Below are 16,708 nucleotides of genomic sequence, written 5' to 3'. Positions count from 1 at the left end.
GGAGTGTGAGCGCGCCGTAACCGCGTTCGACGATCAGCCGCGCGGCGGCCGCCGGCAACGCGATATCGACTCGGCTGTCCCGCGGGCGGCCGGCCCGGGGCGCGACGGCGCTGTCCGGCAGGCGTTGACCGTCCCGACGCCGACCCCCGGGGCTAGGCATCGAAGAGCAGATAGAGCCCGGTGAAGGTGAACCCGACCATGAGCAACATGAGCGCGAGCTGCCCGGTGAGCCGATGCGCCGGTGGGAGCAGTCGCAGGCAGCGATCGTGGGCGGCGGCGACACCGAGGATATGCCCGGACACGACCGCTAGCACCTTGATCGTCCCCAGCACCGCCGGATTCGCGGACAGCAGGTAGGCGACCTCGCGGTCAGCCAGTCCGAACAGATTCCACCCGGCCCCGAACGGGTCGGCGAACAGGATCACCGTCGCCTGTCCCTTCTCGACCAGAAAAGTCAGATAGTGCGCGAGCACATAGCCGGCGATGATCGGGGTCAGCGTGTAGGAGAGCCGAGTGGGCAGGAGCGCGCGTTCGGCGCGCGGAAGCCCGCCGGTGGCTGCGGCGGCGAGCCGGAAGGCCACGCCGACCACAGTGATGAACAGCAGCAGACCGAGGGTGCGCACCAGCGTCGGGGATACTCCCGCACCGGCCGCGTCCGCCACCAGGCCGCGCCACCGCGGGAACAGCGAAAAACTGTCGAACGCGGTGGAACCGAGTAGCGTCGCGGCGACCGCCACCGCACCCGCACCCACCGGAGTCCCGGCGAGATTCGCCAGCGGCGAACGCACCACGAGCGCGCCACCCGCGCCGCGGCCGAGCGCGCTCAACCGTCCGAGCAGACTGCTGTACACCTCGAGCGGATCCGCATGTTCGGCCCAGTCGGTGCCGTAGACGATCAGCCCGGCGACGGTGACCACCAAATAGCCGGTCAGCCACAGGGTCACGGCGGTCACCGAGCCGGGAGCGGGCGAAGCGAGTTCGAGCCACACGAAGGTGAACAGCCCCCACGCCGCCGGCCACCGCCCCCACGCCGCGGGATACCGCAGCAGACCGGTCGCGGGCGACCGCCGCCGCACGGCGCAGTACACGCGATGAACCCCGCGCGCCGGGGACATCGTCTTCCACACCGGACCGGCGACGAGCGAGACGACCGCAACGCCGACCCACACATAGACATAGACGACACCCGGGACGGGATTGCGGGCCGGATCGGACGATCCGAACGCCCCGATCGCCAGCACGAAGAGGAACACGGCCACACCGAGCCCCGAGATCCCCGCGCGCACACCGGGTGCGTCGACGACCGACCGCACCGCCGCGGGCAACGCGACCCCGGGCGAGTCCGGGTCCAGTCGAGGTTCGCGCCAGGCGAACGCGATCACGGCGAACGAGAAGGTGAGCGCCCACGCCGCGCCGATCAGCGCATAGGTCAGCGGGATCGGCAGATCGGCCGCACCGCCCAGTCCGTGTGCGAGCAGCGTCATTCGCGGACGAGCAGGGTCGCCACCGTCCGGTCGGCGCGATGCAGTTCGATCTCCACCCGGCCGGGTACGTCGACGGTGAAACGGAAACGCTCTCCCGTCCCGGGGGTGATCGCAAAACTGTGATCGGGTTCGGCGTGCACGTGCAGCTCGTCGTCGACGTCACTGTCGACGATCACCTCGATCGGCTGCCCCACCCGAGCCTCGAACCGGGCGTCGGTGGGGGTCACCACGCCCCCGGCGATACGCACCGGGACGAGTACGGCCTCCGCGCTCTGCGACGCGCCCGCACTGTCCGCTCCGGACGGCTCCGGGTCGCCGGACGCGCAGCCGACGGTGAGCAGACCGGCGAAAAGCACTGCGGCGCATACACGAGATACGGACGACATCAGTTCTCCTTCTCGGTGTCGGGATCGGTGCCCGGATCCGGCGGCTGGTCCTCGTCGTCGCCGCGCCGGCGATCGCGTACCGCGACGACGATCACGACCCCGGCGATGAGGAAGGCCGGGAGGAATGCGGGAACCGCCAGCAGGACGGAGTGGTCGGCGAGGATGTCCACGCCGTCGTACCGCCCGGTCACGGCACGGGCGCCTGTTCGCGCTCCCCCGTCCGGGACCCGTGTGTATACCGATCGTTGATCCGGGCGGCGCCCCAGGACAGCGCCCCGATCAGGATCAGGCTGCACACCAGGACCACCAGCGATGCCGCCGTGAACAACCAGCCGGGGTGATCGAAGGACCGCTCCCGCTGCAACACCGTGATCTCGGAGACGAAGGGCCGTGTGAACGAGTCCAGGGCCGGGATCTCCGCCGCGCCGATACCGGGATCGGCGGCCATGAAGATCGGCAGCGCGGTCAGGGTCCGGCCGTCCTGCACCCGCAGGATCGTCTTCCAGGTTCCGTGCACCGGGACGGGGTTCGTCGATACGTAATGTCCCTCCCCCGCGCGCCGCAACTGGTCGACCACCAAGCCCTGTCCGGGGCTGTCCCGGCCGACACCGCCCTGCCAGGCCAGGATCTGGATCCATTCGGGGTCGGTGCCGACCAGGTCGGCCGGCGTGATCCGGATATCGGCGTAGACCATCCGGCCACCTTGTTCCGGGGCGTCGCGCAATTCCACGGTCGCCCGCGCCGAGTCCGGCACCTGGATCATCAGACCGTTGGCGGTGGCCGCCGCCACGACGACCACCGCCGCCACTATCAGCGACCGGCGGATCGCGGGGCGCGGCAGCGGTTCGCCCAGCAGCACCGTGGCCAGCAGGGCGCCGACCACACCGCCCGCGATCCCCGTCGGCACCGCCATGGCCAGCAGCTCCGGCCACATCGCCGCAGGCCACGGGTCGACGAACATCGCCGAGACCCACAGGGATTCGAGCCAGAGTCCGACCGTGGCAGCCGCCAGGCCGGACACCGCACCCCACAGGATCCGGTGCCGGACCAACGGCAACAGGGCGAGCAGTTCCACGATGACCGCGATCCCGAGGTACAGCGGAAACGCGTTGCTCGGCGCCTCGATGATCGGCCCACCCACCAGCGAGGCGACGAGGGCGCGCACCAGGGCCGAGAAACCGATCACGACCAGGGTGCCGCATGCCCCCAGGGTCAGCCGGGCGGCGACCAGGGCGACGGTCGCGGCCACGACGATCAGCATCGGCTGCAGCACCAACCGGAACTGTTCGACTCCGAAGTCGTATTCCACTTGGAAGACCGATAACCCGATGAGCAGACCTCCGAACGCGAACGCCCGCAGCAGCCACACCCACGGAGTCTCCGGTGTATCCGGATCGGGCCGGTTCTGCTTCCCTTCGAATTCGAGCAGCAGTACACCGATCAGCGAGAGACCGGCGCCGCCGATCAGCATGAGGTGCGTCGGCCCCCAAAGTGTGACGTCCTGACCGAAGATCCGGTGCCAGAGATCGTCGAGCGGGAACCCGATCAGGGCGTAGAGCCCGGCGCCGGCCAGCAGGATTCCGCCGACGGGTGCGTACCAGGTGCGGGTGATCCGCACCGCGGCGGCGCCGGGTTTCTCGTCCAGCGGCAGCACTATCGCCGTCATCCCCGCGGTGAACAGGAAGAACAGTCCCACGAGAATGAAATAGTGGGCGGGGTTGGCCAGCGGCCCCTCGTCGCGGCCGTTGCCGATGTGCAGACTCACGTCCCAGATGAAGCCGAGGAGGGCGGTCAGGATGGTGACCAGGAACATCGCCACCGGGAGCGCGACCCAGCCGGGCCGATCGACCGCCCGGCCGAGCCGATCGGCGAACCGCTGTAGCCAGGTGATCCGGCGCGTCCGGTGCAGGTATCCCACCCACAACAGCACCAGCGCGATCACTCCGGCCGACACGGTCATGGCCGCGACCTGATCGAGCGCCGCACCGCCGCCTTCACCGCCCGGCGCCGCCGACCAGCGCACCACCGTGTACGTACCTTCCGGCACAGAACCTCCACACCCTCAGCGGAATATGTGTAACGCAAAGTAGCATGAATAATGACCGGCACGGACGGTTCCGGGACACCTCACAAACAGCACCCCGTACCTTCGGCAGTCCGCAGGTCCGCGGCCACCGGTGCCCGTAACGGTCGTACGGCCGTCGCCGAGATCTCGATCGGCGTTCGCCGAAACCGCCTCAGACTACCGCCGCGGCTCCGGCACGCCGCACAGGTCAGCTGAATCGGACGATCGACACCAGTCCGGCGAACAGCGAGTACACCGCGAAGGGCAACAGCGTACGGGTCTGGAAATACCGCTCCAGATACCGCACGGCCAGCCACGACGAGATCCCGGACACGATCGCGCCCACCAGGATCGGACCATGGATCCCTTCGGTCTCCGGACCGATCAGCTCGGGCATTTCCACCACACCGGCGCCCAGGATCGCCGGAGTGGCGAGCAGGAAAGCGAATTTGGCGGCGTGGGTGTGTTCGAGCCCGCGCCACAGCCCGCCGACCATGGTCAGGCCCGCCCGGCTGAATCCGGTGAGCAGGGCACCGAGTTGGGCGAAACCGATACCGACGGCGTCACGCACGTCCAGGGCCGCCAGTCGCCGATCGGCCTGGCGGGGACTGCTCTCCAGGGTGGAGGTGGCCCGTCGGCCCGCCCCTTGGAGAGCGAACCGCCGCCCGTATTCCGCCAGGGACGGCTCATTGCGCCGGCGTAGCCCTTCGCCGAGGAACAATACGACGCCGTTGAGGGTCAAGAAGACGGCGGCGCAGATGGGCGCCGAGAAGACCGCGTGCAAGGGATGGACGAGCAACGGCCCGATGACGGCCACCGGTACAGAGGCGATCACGAGCAGCCACGCCAGCCGTTGCGGAACGGTTTCCAGTCGCCGCGTCCGTAACGTGGTGACGAGGCCGGTGACGATCGCGTACCAGTCCCGCCGGTAATGGCACAGCAACGCCACCGCCGTAGCCACGTGCAGGGCGACCACGAAAGCCAGATAGGGAGTGCCGGCTTCGGATTCGTCCTGACCGACCAGTGTCCTCCAGTCACCTCCGAGCCAGGCGGCGAAGAGCACGGAGTGACCGAGGCTCGACACCGGGAACAGTTCGGTGACACCCTGCACCGCACCGATGACCGTAGCTTGAAGGTAGGTGAGCATCGCGATGATTCTTACACGGGTCCCACCACGCCTCCTGCCGGGCGTCGCCATGGCGCGGATCCGCTGAAAGCGCTCGTCCACAGTGCCTTTCGTACGAGTTCGCCGGACAACGTCCGGCGACGACGGTGCGGGAGCCGGGTCCGTGCGTCGCGGCCCCGAACGCGATCCGCGGGGTACGGATCGGCGCGATCACCACCTGCCACTCGGCGAGAGCCGAGCGGGATCCCGGCGGGACACGGAAGCCGGCAACGCCGCGGCGTCCGGTGCCGCGGGTAGGCTCCGGGCATGGCCAGTCACGATTCGGAGAGTGCGCCCACCACACCGGCTCGTACCGTCGCCCGCCTCCTGTTGTCGGCGGCGCTGGTGTTCGCCGGGCTGAGCCATCTGTTCTGGGCCCGGCGGGATTTCCAGGCCCAAGTACCCGATTGGGTGCCGCTGGACAAGGACGGTGTGGTCATGGCCTCCGGTGGCGTGGAGATCATGCTCGGAGCCGGGCTCGCGGCGCTCACGCGGGACCGCGTCCGGATGGGCCGTATCGCGGCCCTGTTCTTCGTCGCGGTGTTCCCCGGCAATATCGCCCAGTGGCGCGGACACCGTTCAGCGTTCCGGCTCGACACCGACCGTAAACGCTTCGTACGGCTGCTGTTCCAGCCGGTGCTGATCCTGTGGGCACTGTGGTCCACCGGTGTCCCGCCGCGCGCCTGAGCAATACCGCGGTACAGCACCACCGAGGCCGGCCGCCGACGTCGCCGCGCCGTCTAGGCTCATCCCATGGCTGCCCCACCTCCCACCGTCGCCCGGTTGCGGCCGTTCGCCGCGACGATCTTCGCCGAGATGACCGAACTCGCGGTCCGGCACGAAGCGGTGAATCTGGGGCAGGGATTCCCGGATACCGACGGCCCCGCCGGGATGCTCGAGGTGGCGCGCGGCGCTATCGCCGACGGCCTGAACCAATACCCACCGGGGCGCGGTATGCCGGTACTGCGCCGGGCGATCGCCGCGGACCGCTCCCGCCGCTACGGCACCGACTACGACCCGGATACCGAGGTGCTGGTGACCGTCGGAGCGACCGAGGCGGTCAGCGCCGCGGTACTCGGGCTGGTCGAGCCGGGCGCGGAAGTGGTGCTGATCGAGCCCTACTACGACTCCTACCCCGCGGCCGTGGCCCTGGCCGGTGCCCGGCGGCGCACCGCGCGCCTGGTCGCCGACGGCGATCGTTTCGTCCTCGACCACGACAGCCTGCGCGCCGCGATCACCCCGGCCACCCGGATGATCGTCCTGAATTCGCCGCACAACCCCACCGGCACGGTCCTCGGCAGCGCGGATCTCGCCGCCATCGCCGAGATCGCCTGCGAGCACGATCTGCTGGTTCTCACCGACGAGGTGTACGAACATCTGGTGTACGACGAGGCCCGGCATATCAGTATCTCCACCCTGCCCGGCATGCGCGAGCGGACGCTCGTGGTGTCCAGTGCCGCGAAGACGTTCAGCGTCACCGGTTGGAAGATCGGCTGGATATGCGGCGCGGCCCCGTTGATCGACGGTGTGCTCGCGGCCAAGCAATTCCTCACCTTCGTGGGCGGCGGTCCCTTCCAACCGGCGGTCGCCCACGCGCTGACTCACGAACTCGACTGGGTCGCCCGGTTACGCGACACCCTCGCCGCCGAACGACTCCGGCTGTCCGCCGCGCTCGCCGATACCGGATTCCGGGTGCACCCGAGCGCCGGAAGCTATTTCGTCTGCGCCGATATCCGCCCCCTCGGCGCGGCCGACGGAATACGGTTCTGTCGCGAACTCCCCGAGCGGCTCGGTGTCGCCGCGGTGCCGGTGAGCGTTTTCGCCGACGATCCGAGCGCCTGGCGGCACCTCGTCCGGTTCACCTTCTGTAAGCGCGCCGAGACCCTCGACGAGGCGGTGCGCCGGCTGCGGACAGTCGGCACGCACACGTCGCCGCCCGGCACTGCCGCAGGTTGAACCGAGCGGGCGCGCGGCGGCGGACAGGTGTGGGCCGCACCCGGCCGATCGATCAGCTCCGCGGCCGCCGTGGAATCAGCGCGTCCGCCCCGTGGATCACCGCGACGCGCGCAACATCCGGCCCGCTGCCTCGACCGCCGGACCCGAACTGCCCGCGTCGGCGACGAATACCGCGAACGCCAGATCGCCCTGTATCCCGATGAACCAGCCGTGCGCGTGGGTGTTGTCGCCGTACTCCGCGGTACCGGTCTTGCCCATCAGGCCGGGGATATCGGCGAGCTGAGTGGCGGTTCCCGCCGTGACCGTCTCGCGCATCATGGTCCGCAGCTGGTCGGTGACGGCAGCGGGCAGCGGCTGCGGCGTACGGTCGGGTGTGCCCGGGGACCCCGTCACCAGCTGGGGCACGGGCGGTGCGCCGTGTGCGACCGACGCGGCGACCAGCGCCATGCCGAACGGTGACGCCGTCACCTGCCCCTGGCCGATGCTGGCTTCGACGCGTTCCGCGGGACTCCGGGTGACCGGCACCGTGCCCGTCACGGTCGTGAGCCCGGGTGTCACGTAGTCGACTCCGAGACCGAGCCGCTCGGCGGTACCGGTGAGCGCTTCCGGTGGCAGCTGCACGGCGAGGCCGGCCATGGTGGTGTTGCAGGAACGGGCGAACGCGGTGTGCAGCGGAACCTGTCCGAGATCGAAACTGTCGTCGTTGGGAATCCGGCGGCCCTCGATATCGGCGACACCGGGACAGGGCAGCACCGTATCGGGCGTGGCGATTCCCGCGTCCAGCACGGCGGCGGCGGTCACGGTTTTGAAGGTCGAACCGGGCGGATACAGACCGGTGAGCGCGATCGGGCCTTCGGTGTCGGCGGCCGCGTTCTGTCCGAGCGCGACGATCTCCCCGGTCGAGGGCCGCACGGCGACGATCGCCGCGGGCGTGGCGATCGGGTCCAGTGCCGTCTCCGCGGCGCGCTGCCACCCGGTGTCGACGGTCGACCGGATATCGGTGGTCGGCCGTGGATTCTCGCCCGCGATCCGCTGGGTGTCGTCGGGGGTCTGCGCGCGCACCACCCAGCCCGCGGCCTCATCGGCCTGCTGCTGCCACAGCTCGCCCAGCCCGGACAGGGCCGGCCCGGATATCGTCTTGTCGGCAGTCAGCAGCCGCGTCTGCGGGGCGAGGGTGACACCGCGCGTCGCCGCCAGGGCGTCGCGGATCGGCGCGATATCGGCTTCGCGCAGGCTGATCGCGGTCACTGGTTCGCCCTGCGCCGCGGACAGCTCGGCATCCAGCGATCCCGCCGTGATCCCCGGCGCCAACGGTGTGAGCAGCCCCGCCGCGGCGACCGTGTCCGCGCCCGGTGCGAGCTGTACGAGGGTCACCACCTGCTCGGTCATCAGGTCGCCGCCCGCGGCATCGAGGACACGCGCCGGGTCGGGGTAGACGGGCGTGTAGGACAACGGGCCCTTCTCCAGACCTGGCGCGACCGTGGCCGGATCCCAGTGGACCTTCCAGCCGTCATCGGTCTCGCCTGCCGTGCCGGTGGTCGTGTACTTCCATTCCGCCCGGCCGCCGGCGCCCAGCTTCCAGGTCACCTCGAGGTGGAAGGTGTTCTCCTCGACACCGGCGACCTCGAAGTTCCCCTCTTTACCCAAGCCGTTGTAGAGCGTGCCGAGAGTATCGGCCGCCCGAGCCGGATCGTCGGTGAGCGCCGCCGCCGCGCCGATATCGTCGCCGGTCAGCGCGGCGGCGAAATCTCCGGCGACGGTATCCGGTTCGGGCGGGCCGGAGGAGCAACCGGCCAGCGCCAGACCGAGGGCGGCCAGGAGGGCGAGAACTTTCCGATCGGTGCGCATCGGCTCGACTGTATCGACCGGGACCCGGGACGCGGGGACGGATCGCGCCGTCGTGTTGCGTATGCGGGAAAATACCGGCCGCCCGCACCGCACGGCATTCGGGGCCGGGACCCTTCGCGCCACGGATTCGGTCGTACCGGGGACGGGCGTCGTTCGCGTTCCGTCCGGCGCGAGGGATGTCACGCCTGGAGATCTACCGGGCGGACGACGATATTTCGTTGCCCGGGCGGGCCCGGTGCGGTGATGATTTCGAGGTGAGCACCGCGTATCCGCCCACCCTGGCACCCGGAATCGCCCCGCCGCGGCGCCTCAAGCTCGGCGACCTCGTGGTGCGCGGCTGGGAAACCGGGGACATCACGGCCCAACTCGAGGCGATCAACGCCTCCTTCGACCATCTCCATCCGTGGATGCCGTGGTTACCCGCGCCGCGCACGGCGGACGAGCAGCGTGCCGCCAACGAAGCCGCGACCGCGGGATGGCCGCCGACCGAGGGGGACTTCCACTTCGGCGTCTTCGACACCGCGGGACCCCTGCTCGGTGGTGTGGGTCTGCACGATCGTGTCGGTCCGGGTGTGCTGGAGATCGGCTACTGGTGCCACGCCGCGCATACCGGGCGCGGCATCATCACCCGTTCTGTCGCCGCACTCACCGACGCGGCGCTGCGACTGCCCGGTGTCGAGTATGTCCAGATCCGGTGCGACGCCGCGAACGTACCCAGCGCCGCTGTCCCCCGCCGGCTGGGCTACCGGTTGACCGGGATGGAGCAACGAGAGCGGTGCGCACCGGCCCAGACCGGTCGCGGCATGGTCTGGACGAAGGGTCGGTAGCACCTCGGCCGCCGCGCCCTGTCCGATACCCGAGAACTACTGCGGTCGTGTGGCTTCCGGGCGCGGAGAACTCGTCGTTCCAGGCTTCGAACACATATTCCCCAGAGCTGGGCTCGTAAACGATGCGCCAGATCAGCGGCGTTATCTCGTGGACAGTGTCTTCGACGCAGCGATATTGTCGGTTCGCCGCTGGCCGTGCGCGAGTGGAGTTGGGTGCGGAGATCGGAAATTCGACGGTAAGGCACCGACTGCTCAGCTGCTGTAGGCATGTGGATGCGATAGATCTTCCGAGAAAAGGGCAACTACGTGCGGATCACAAGCGACCACGTCCCTGCGTTCCTCGACAGGTTCGTCAACTTCTACGACAGCGTCATTGTCGGAGTTTCCATCCTGGCCGAACCCGGAAAGCTCGCGACGGTGAGCGTCGATCTGCAAGCGATGGATAAGGCGTCACCCAGGACTCCCGGTCCCGGCGACGGGCGGATGTCCGAGTGGTGTCACGTCCAGCTGACCGTGCACGGAGTACAGGAATATCGCTTCCTGGAGAGTCGGCGATTTCCGTATCGGGTGCTCTCCGATGGCATGGCCGTCGCGGCATCTGCGACAGAGTTCGTGCTCGACCTCGACCCAGGTCCCGATGCATGGAGTCCTTCACAGGTGAGTCGCGAAGGCAACTATTCCAAGCAGTATGTCGTGGGTGGGCGGGGCGACTACGAGGTGACGAACATCCGATAATGCCGCTGGCTGTCAAGGATTGGGCGCCGCTGTCATTTCCGTTCAGTCACGGCAGACATGTTGTCGGCTCGCCGCTGGCCGTGTGCGAGTGCGAGCTGGGTGCGGAGTAGCCGGATTTCCTCGTTGAGTTCTTCGATCCGGGCGTGGGCGAGTTCGAGGCGTCGTTGCCAGGATTTCTCGGTAGACCGAACGCATACGACCGCACCGTCCCCGGCGACCGCTCCGTTGCCGTCAGATGCGCCAAGAAGCCATCGACGGGATCCACCACCCCGTACTGCGCATCCAAAACCGTCCACGACTCCGGCCCCGCGGATCAGCTCGGGTGGTGTCAATCGCTGACGGTCACCTTCGACAAGGCTCCCAGCGAAGGTCGGGCGGTGATCGAGTCGGTCGACGATTCCGCTGCCGGTGGACGGTGTCGAAGTGGCGTGCGATCCTCACGGCGTAGGGCTGCGAGCCTCTAACGGTCGAGCGGGTCGAGTCCAGTGAGAGCCGTTGTCGCCGTCCACAGTTCGGTAGCGACCGAGAGGTCGGTCATATGAGGATGCGGCGTCTCCCCATGTGGTTTTCCACGTAGACCGAACACCCTCGGGCCCCATAGTTGTCCCCCGGTGATCTCCTGATCCAGCGCGGCTCGTGTGATTGGCTCGGCGCCTGCGTGTTTGCCGTGCAGTACCAGACCCGCTGGCAGGCCGCGCAGGCGTTGGGCGGTAGTGCGCGCGAACAGGGGCGGGCGCGACGGGGTCAGTGAGTCCAGGGCACCGCCGGGATGGACGATCACACTGGCGGTGTGCTCGCCACGGGCACGCAGGCGACGATCGAGTTCGAATCCGAAGGACATCTGGGCCAGCTTCGAACGGCCGTAGGTGCGCTTGGACCGATAGTCGCGCTCGGACTGCAGATCGGTAAGGTCCAGCCGCTCCGTCCGCGCCGCGTAGCTACCCACCGTGATCACCCGACTGTTCGCGGTGCTCGCCAGCACTGGCGCCAGATGGGCGACCAGCGCGAAGTGCCCGAGGTAGTTCGTGGCGAACATTAGTTCGTATCCCTGCGGGCTCACGTACCGCTCGGGGCCGGACAGCAGGATTCCGGCATTGAGTACCACCGCATCCAATCGGTCGACTCCGAGTGCATCCACCGCCGCGGGTAGCGAGGACAGATCAGCCAGATCCACCCGCACCGATCGCAGCCGGGCGTCCGGAACTCGCGATCGGATCGCTTGAATCGCGACGCCCGCCTTGGCGACGTCCCGACACCCCAGCACGACGGTGGCGCCGCGGGCTGCGAGCTGCTCGGCAGCGAAATAACCGATGCCCGCACTGGCGCCGGTGATCAGAAACGTCTTCCCCTCGGCCCTGCCGGGGCTCTGCCAACTCATGACACCGATGGTCACACCGGACCCTTGCACCGTCGTTGCACCGTCCTTGCGTCGCACTTGTGATCGAGTTCCGGGCGAGTGATTGTCCTTTTCGGGCTGTCTGCCCTTGGAAGAAGTGTTGTGTGATCCGGCCCGCGCCGAGCGTGCCCGACTCAATCCGAAGGCGTACTGATAGCGCAGCACACGCCCGGACCTCGGTCACCGGAAACATAGGCTTCGGCGGAGCCGTCGGGCCACCCCGTGGGGTGGGGTCGCCGGGCACCGGAAGTGATCACCCGGTCCGACGTCCGCGCCCGCAGGCCCCCATCGGATACCGCTACGTTGCCCGCGCGGGTATCGCGTGGTCCAGTACCGTCATCAATCCGGTGACGACACCGATGCCCAGCATGATCGCTCCGACGGCGTGCAACCCGGCGTCGGTGGGGGCGGCGCCGAAGGTGGCGGCGATCAGGCTCGCGGAGAAGATCGCACCGAGATAGGCGAAGGTGCGGAAGAGACCGGCGGCGACGGCGACGTCCGAAGCCGGCGCCTGCACATAGAGCGCGGCCTGATTCGCGAATCCGCTGAATCCGTTCGCCAGTCCGAACAGCAGCGACATGACGATCAGTACCGCGACCGGGGAATGGTGGGTGATCAGCAGCATCAGGACGCCGGTCACCGAGAGCGACAGCCCGGTCAGGATCAGCGGCCGCCGGATCCAGCCGCGGTCGGACACGATCCGGGCGACCACGATGCTGATGGCGGACAGCGGAAGCAGGATCAGCCCGACCTGAGACGCGGTGTAGTGCGCGGCCTGTTCCATCCACTGGCTGGTGCCGTAGAGCGCGGTATAGGTACCGAGCGCGACGACGCTCTGCCTGAGGTAGGTGCGCAGTAGCCCGCCGTTGCGCGTCAGCATGCGGATATCGATGAGCGGACTACGAGCCCGGCGCTCGCGGAGGACGAGACCGGCCGCGAGGCCGATCACGAGCGGCGGCAGCCACCAGGTGGGTGAGCGCAGATCCGACAGGAACAGCAGGAGACCGACCACGGTGCCGGCGAACAGGGCGATCCCGGCAATGTCGACGGTCGAGAATATCGACCCGCGGCGGCGCGGCGGCTCGTCCTTCGGCACGCCCACCAGTGTGAGGGCGAGAGTGATCAACGCCAGGGGGATGTTCACGAAGAATATTGCGCGCCAGCCGAACACACCGGCGAGGACGCCGCCGAGCGGCAGACCCACGACAGTGGTCACCTGCGCGGCGATGGAGAAATTGCCCAGTACCCGGCTCGGCACCCCGGTGCCCACGGCGTCGGCACGGCGGCGGATCAGTGCCATCGCGGTCGGATAGGCGGCCGAGGTCCCGATACCGATCAGCGCGCGCGAAGCGACGAGGAATCCGAATGCCGGGGCCGCCGCTCCGAGGACGCCCGCGGCGACCAGGATGATCAGCCCGCCGACGAAGATCCGGCGTGGACCGAAAACCGTGGCCAGCTTGCCCATGGTGGGCTGCATGACGGCGCTGCACAGATACAGCGAGGAGATCAGCACAGCGGTCGTGCCGGGCCCTTTGTGGAAGTCGACCCCGATTCCGACCAGCGCGGTGGCCAGGGTGGAGCTGTTGATCGGGTTCAGTGTCGAACCCAGCAGCAGCGGACCGACGAAGCGGGCCCGGAAGGGGTTGTTCAGGGCGGGAGGAGGTTCGGTGGCGGCGGCTGTCACGAGCGTGCGGACAGATGTCGCAGGACATCGTCGGTGGTGCCGGTTTCGGCGATACTCGCGAATACGTGGGCGATGCTGCGCTCGTGCCGGGCGGCATCGGAATCGGTCATCGCGTCCACCGGGAGCGTGACATGGAAGCCCTGTTCGTGGGCGTCGCGTGCAGTGGATTCCACGCCGACTCCGGTGGCGATGCCCACGACCACGACCTGGGTGACGCCGCCCGCGCGCAGCCGCTCGGCCAGTCCGGTGCCGGTGAAGGCACTGCGGGCGTATTTGGTGACGAGTATGTCGCCGGGATCGCGGTCGAGTTCAGCGACGAGATCCGTCCATTCCGCGGGCAGTGCGCTCATGTCCAGCGGCCCGCCGGCATCCGTGCGGCCGGGAGGCGCTCCGGCGACATTGACGAGCACCACCGGCAGGTCCCGGTCGCGGAAGGCCCGCGCCAGGGTGGCGGCCCGGTCCACGATCGGATCGGTGGGGTGGGCCAACGGGCGTCCGACAATGCCCTGCTGCAGATCGATGACGACGAGAGCGGTGGTGGGGTCCAGAGCAGTGATCGGCAAGACCATTTCCTTTTCGTGATGGTTCATCGCCACGGTCGTGGCGGTGCGGCCCCGAACACCTCGGTGTCCGGCGGTCTCGGGGCAGCCGGGAGCGGCGCGCAATCGGTTGCGGCCGACCGGCGGGATCGCAGGCGAAGGATCCGGCGGACAGGTCCGGGTCCTCGGCACCGATCTTCCGAATCGGGAACCCCCGTCGGATGACGGGTCAGGTCGACTGCGCGATACGTTCGAGCAATTCGATACTCGCGGCCAACTGTTCTATTTCGGCGTCGGCGAGCTTGGCTTCGATCGTGCGGGTCAGCCAGTCCTCCTTCGCGCGGCGGCCGGTGCGGAATTCCTCGCGGGCCGCTTCGCTGAGCCCGAGCAGGGTCTTCCGCCCGTCGGCCGGATCGGGCGAACCGGTCACGAGCCCGGCGTCCTCCAGCGCGCGAACGATTTTCGCCATCGATTGCGGGCGCATCCCCTCGGCGTTGGCCAGCGCGGTGGCCGTGGCCGGGCCGCCCTGTTCGAGCCGGACCAGTACCGCTGACTGCGACTTGGTGAGGTCACTGCCTTCGGCCTGTGCGCGCAGACGCCGCAGCAGCTGCCCGAGGACGACCCGCAGGTCTGCCGCGACCGCGGCCGTTCGGGTGTGCTGGTCGTTCATGACACCAGGCTACAACTTATTCAGCCAACTGTACAGCTGGCTGTGTAGCTGGCTGTAGATTCGCTGCGCATCGGGCAGCGCGGAGACACCCTGCGCACGGACCGGCGAGGTCAGCCCCGGCCGCCGAGCTGATCACCACCCGGCTCCGGCTCGACCCGGGCCGCCGGCGAGGCCGAGGCCGCTCCGGGACGATGATCGGGAAATACCGGGACCCCGTCGTCCCACGGCTGGCGGACGACCATATCCGCGACCCGCACATATCCGCTCTCGAATTCACCGGTCGCCGCGTCGACCAGACGGTAACGCTGGATCTGGCGATGAATCGGCTGTGCGTCCAGCAGCACCACCCGCACCTCGCCGGGTTCGAAAGCACAGCGCTGCTGCAGTGCGGCGATCAACTGTTCGTTGTGCAGGTGGCCGTCGCCGAAATTCCAGCCCAGGGCGGTGGAACAGATCCGCTCGCCGTCGGTGAGGACATAGTCGCTCTCGTCCCGGCCCGCCATCGCACGATGAGCGAGCGTGAACAGCGCCTTACCGTGTGTATTGAACGCCCGGAAGGCATACCCCAGGTACAGCGGGATCTGGGCAGCCTCCGGACTTCCGTAGAACCGTTGCAGTTGCGCGGCGGGCATGGCCGCGACGGCGACGATCCCCGCGCGGATCTTCGCGTCGGCCGACGGCCGGATACACCACAGCGTCGTATCCCAGTTGCCGGCGTAATACCGCATGCCCGGCAGGAAGGAAACCTTGCGCGGGAACAGATTCCCGACCAGGACCACGCCCGCGAGGACGATCAGCAGCAGCACGACGAGCACCGGATCGCCCACATCGGAGACGCCCACCTCCGCGTGCGCGACGAACAGCGTCAGCACGCCGAAGATCATGAAGACGTTCCACTCGAGCGGGACCCCCATCGGAATCGCGGTGAGGATCACCAGATGGAAGCAGATCAGGGCGGTGGCGGCGAGCGCGGTCGGCCAGCCACCGTGGCCGAAGAAGAGCACCAGCGGCGCACCCATCTCGATCGCGGTCCCGCCGTGCGCGAACCACCGCGACAGACGTCCCGGGCGCAGATCATCGGGGAACCGCTCGAAGAACAGCCGCTTGAGCGCACGCGGCCGGACCACCGGACTGTTGGACATCATGGTGGACACCACGAACGGGAAGTGCTTGTTCAGCTTGGACACCGCCGCGCCGATCCAGATCACGACGAACACGACCTTGGCGGCGACGATCATATCCGCGCCGCCGAAGAGAAAGGTGACGGCGAGCGATGCGTACACCTCACCGCGCGCGGCCAGGAAAATAACCTTGTCGCGCAGCCCGAGCACCCCGAGCAGTCCCACCACGGTCGCGATCTCCCACACCGGGAGGAGGCCGACGGAGGTGTCCAACGCCGCGACCGGTCCGGTCCCGTTCGAGAACAGCGCCACCAGCAACATGATCAGCAGGGCCGCATAGAGCGCTACATCGATCAGCGCGCGGCGGGTGCCGCGGGTGCCCGGGACTCGCTCCGGCCAGGGCGGCAGGCGGATGGTGCCGGGGCGCAACCAGTACAGGATCGAGCCCATCGGAGGGAAGAACCGGTTGTTCAACGGCCCGAACCCGCAGCCCAGTCCGAGGACCTCGAACAGCATCGTGAAGAGCACGACCTTTTGGAAGACGATCGGTTCCGACCACCAGCTGCCCACCTCGGTGAATCCGTCGACACCCGCGGTGGTCAGCGCGAACAACCATCCGCCCAGGATGTAGAGCGCGATCTTGCCGACGTAGCACAGATGTAGCACCGCTGGTGTGCCGAAACCGACCTCGGCCCAGTGCCGGGCCATCGGACGGATCTTCTCCGACCTGGTCCCCCGGCTCCATTCGTCGTAGTCGACCACCGGCAGGTTCGGCCGGAGAAGGCCGAACAACCGATCCGTTCCACTCACTGCGCACCCGATCCCATAGCTC

The 16,708-nt window shown here is 68.5% G+C and carries 15 protein-coding genes; 4 read left to right on the top strand and 11 right to left on the bottom strand.

The genetic code is table 11. The annotated features are described in order from the left end of the window. Nucleotides 1-152: 152 nt before the first annotated feature. From OG804_RS06050 to OG804_RS06030, 5 genes are all read right to left on the bottom strand, one after another. The gene (locus tag OG804_RS06050) at nucleotides 153-1,484 is read right to left on the bottom strand and encodes a hypothetical protein (protein ID WP_328394722.1); all 1,332 of its coding nucleotides are present in this window, start codon (nucleotides 1,482-1,484) and stop codon (nucleotides 153-155) included. Further along, nucleotides 1,481-1,870 carry a hypothetical protein gene (locus OG804_RS06045; protein WP_328394720.1) on the bottom strand — a complete coding sequence of 130 codons (390 nt, stop codon included), beginning with the start codon at nucleotides 1,868-1,870 and terminating at the stop codon, nucleotides 1,481-1,483. The genes OG804_RS06050 and OG804_RS06045 overlap by 4 nt, the downstream gene beginning before the upstream one ends. Then, complete coding sequence (locus tag OG804_RS06040) at nucleotides 1,870-2,061, bottom strand: hypothetical protein (protein WP_328394718.1); 192 nt, start codon at nucleotides 2,059-2,061, stop codon at nucleotides 1,870-1,872. Before OG804_RS06040 ends, OG804_RS06045 begins: the two co-directional genes overlap by 1 nt. Continuing rightward, nucleotides 2,058-3,830 (bottom strand): hypothetical protein, encoded by a 1,773-nt coding sequence (locus OG804_RS06035; protein WP_328398266.1) that lies wholly within the window; start codon nucleotides 3,828-3,830, stop codon nucleotides 2,058-2,060. The genes OG804_RS06040 and OG804_RS06035 overlap by 4 nt, the downstream gene beginning before the upstream one ends. Nucleotides 3,831-4,143: 313 nt before the next feature. Next, the gene (locus OG804_RS06030) at nucleotides 4,144-5,088 is read right to left on the bottom strand and encodes an undecaprenyl-diphosphate phosphatase (RefSeq protein WP_328398265.1); all 945 of its coding nucleotides are present in this window, start codon (nucleotides 5,086-5,088) and stop codon (nucleotides 4,144-4,146) included. 279 nt (nucleotides 5,089-5,367) lie between these two features. On the opposite strand from OG804_RS06030, the gene OG804_RS06025 reads away from it, so the two are divergent. Together OG804_RS06025 and OG804_RS06020 are read left to right on the top strand one after the other, a co-directional pair. Further along, entirely contained in the window at nucleotides 5,368-5,787 is a 420-nt protein-coding gene (locus OG804_RS06025) for a DoxX family protein (protein ID WP_328394716.1), read from the top strand. Between the two features lie 66 nt (nucleotides 5,788-5,853). Beyond that, nucleotides 5,854-7,056, top strand: coding sequence for a pyridoxal phosphate-dependent aminotransferase (locus OG804_RS06020; protein WP_328394714.1), 1,203 nt, complete (start codon nucleotides 5,854-5,856; stop codon nucleotides 7,054-7,056). A gap of 96 nt (nucleotides 7,057-7,152) precedes the next feature. Here OG804_RS06020 and OG804_RS06015 read toward each other — a convergent pair whose 3' ends face one another. Continuing rightward, a complete protein-coding gene (locus OG804_RS06015) occupies nucleotides 7,153-8,904 on the bottom strand; it encodes a penicillin-binding transpeptidase domain-containing protein (protein ID WP_328394712.1) in 1,752 nt (583 codons plus the stop codon). A 254-nt stretch (nucleotides 8,905-9,158) separates the two neighbouring features. Between OG804_RS06015 and OG804_RS06010 the strand changes: the two genes are divergently transcribed. Both OG804_RS06010 and OG804_RS06005 read left to right on the top strand, forming a co-directional pair. Further along, the gene (locus tag OG804_RS06010) at nucleotides 9,159-9,731 is read left to right on the top strand and encodes a GNAT family N-acetyltransferase (protein ID WP_328394710.1); all 573 of its coding nucleotides are present in this window, start codon (nucleotides 9,159-9,161) and stop codon (nucleotides 9,729-9,731) included. Between the two features lie 306 nt (nucleotides 9,732-10,037). Further along, nucleotides 10,038-10,466: a hypothetical protein gene (locus tag OG804_RS06005; RefSeq protein ID WP_328394708.1), complete on the top strand. Its 429-nt coding sequence runs from the start codon at nucleotides 10,038-10,040 to the stop codon at nucleotides 10,464-10,466. A gap of 460 nt (nucleotides 10,467-10,926) precedes the next feature. Here the strand turns inward: OG804_RS06005 and OG804_RS06000 are convergent, their stop codons facing one another. From OG804_RS06000 to OG804_RS05980, 5 genes are all read right to left on the bottom strand, one after another. Continuing rightward, complete coding sequence (locus OG804_RS06000) at nucleotides 10,927-11,844, bottom strand: SDR family NAD(P)-dependent oxidoreductase (RefSeq protein ID WP_328394706.1); 918 nt, start codon at nucleotides 11,842-11,844, stop codon at nucleotides 10,927-10,929. Between the two features lie 316 nt (nucleotides 11,845-12,160). Continuing rightward, nucleotides 12,161-13,546: an MFS transporter gene (locus tag OG804_RS05995; RefSeq protein ID WP_328394704.1), complete on the bottom strand. Its 1,386-nt coding sequence runs from the start codon at nucleotides 13,544-13,546 to the stop codon at nucleotides 12,161-12,163. Next, entirely contained in the window at nucleotides 13,543-14,109 is a 567-nt protein-coding gene (locus tag OG804_RS05990) for an isochorismatase family protein (protein ID WP_328394702.1), read from the bottom strand. Before OG804_RS05990 ends, OG804_RS05995 begins: the two co-directional genes overlap by 4 nt. Before the next feature lie 205 nt (nucleotides 14,110-14,314). Continuing rightward, entirely contained in the window at nucleotides 14,315-14,755 is a 441-nt protein-coding gene (locus OG804_RS05985) for a MarR family winged helix-turn-helix transcriptional regulator (RefSeq protein WP_328394700.1), read from the bottom strand. Nucleotides 14,756-14,865: 110 nt separating this feature from the next. Then, nucleotides 14,866-16,686 (bottom strand): DUF3556 domain-containing protein, encoded by a 1,821-nt coding sequence (locus OG804_RS05980; RefSeq protein WP_328394698.1) that lies wholly within the window; start codon nucleotides 16,684-16,686, stop codon nucleotides 14,866-14,868. Nucleotides 16,687-16,708 lie beyond the last annotated feature (22 nt).

This window comes from Nocardia sp. NBC_00416, assembly GCF_036032445.1.
Classification (GTDB): domain Bacteria; phylum Actinomycetota; class Actinomycetes; order Mycobacteriales; family Mycobacteriaceae; genus Nocardia.
This window is presented reverse-complemented; position numbering and strand designations above follow the sequence as displayed.

Bases quoted from the DNA above. Each gene is read 5' to 3' on its own strand.
- OG804_RS06025 (WP_328394716.1), top strand. From the start codon at position 5,368: ATGGCCAGTCACGATTCGGAGAGTGCGCCCACCACACCGGCTCGTACC.
- OG804_RS06045 (WP_328394720.1), bottom strand. From the start codon at position 1,870: ATGTCGTCCGTATCTCGTGTATGCGCCGCAGTGCTTTTCGCCGGTCTG.
- OG804_RS06035 (WP_328398266.1), bottom strand. From the start codon at position 3,830: ATGACCGTGTCGGCCGGAGTGATCGCGCTGGTGCTGTTGTGGGTGGGA.
- OG804_RS06000 (WP_328394706.1), bottom strand. From the start codon at position 11,844: ATGAGTTGGCAGAGCCCCGGCAGGGCCGAGGGGAAGACGTTTCTGATC.
- OG804_RS05985 (WP_328394700.1), bottom strand. From the start codon at position 14,755: ATGAACGACCAGCACACCCGAACGGCCGCGGTCGCGGCAGACCTGCGG.
- OG804_RS06050 (WP_328394722.1), bottom strand. From the start codon at position 1,484: ATGACGCTGCTCGCACACGGACTGGGCGGTGCGGCCGATCTGCCGATC.
- OG804_RS06020 (WP_328394714.1), top strand. From the start codon at position 5,854: ATGGCTGCCCCACCTCCCACCGTCGCCCGGTTGCGGCCGTTCGCCGCG.
- OG804_RS06015 (WP_328394712.1), bottom strand. From the start codon at position 8,904: ATGCGCACCGATCGGAAAGTTCTCGCCCTCCTGGCCGCCCTCGGTCTG.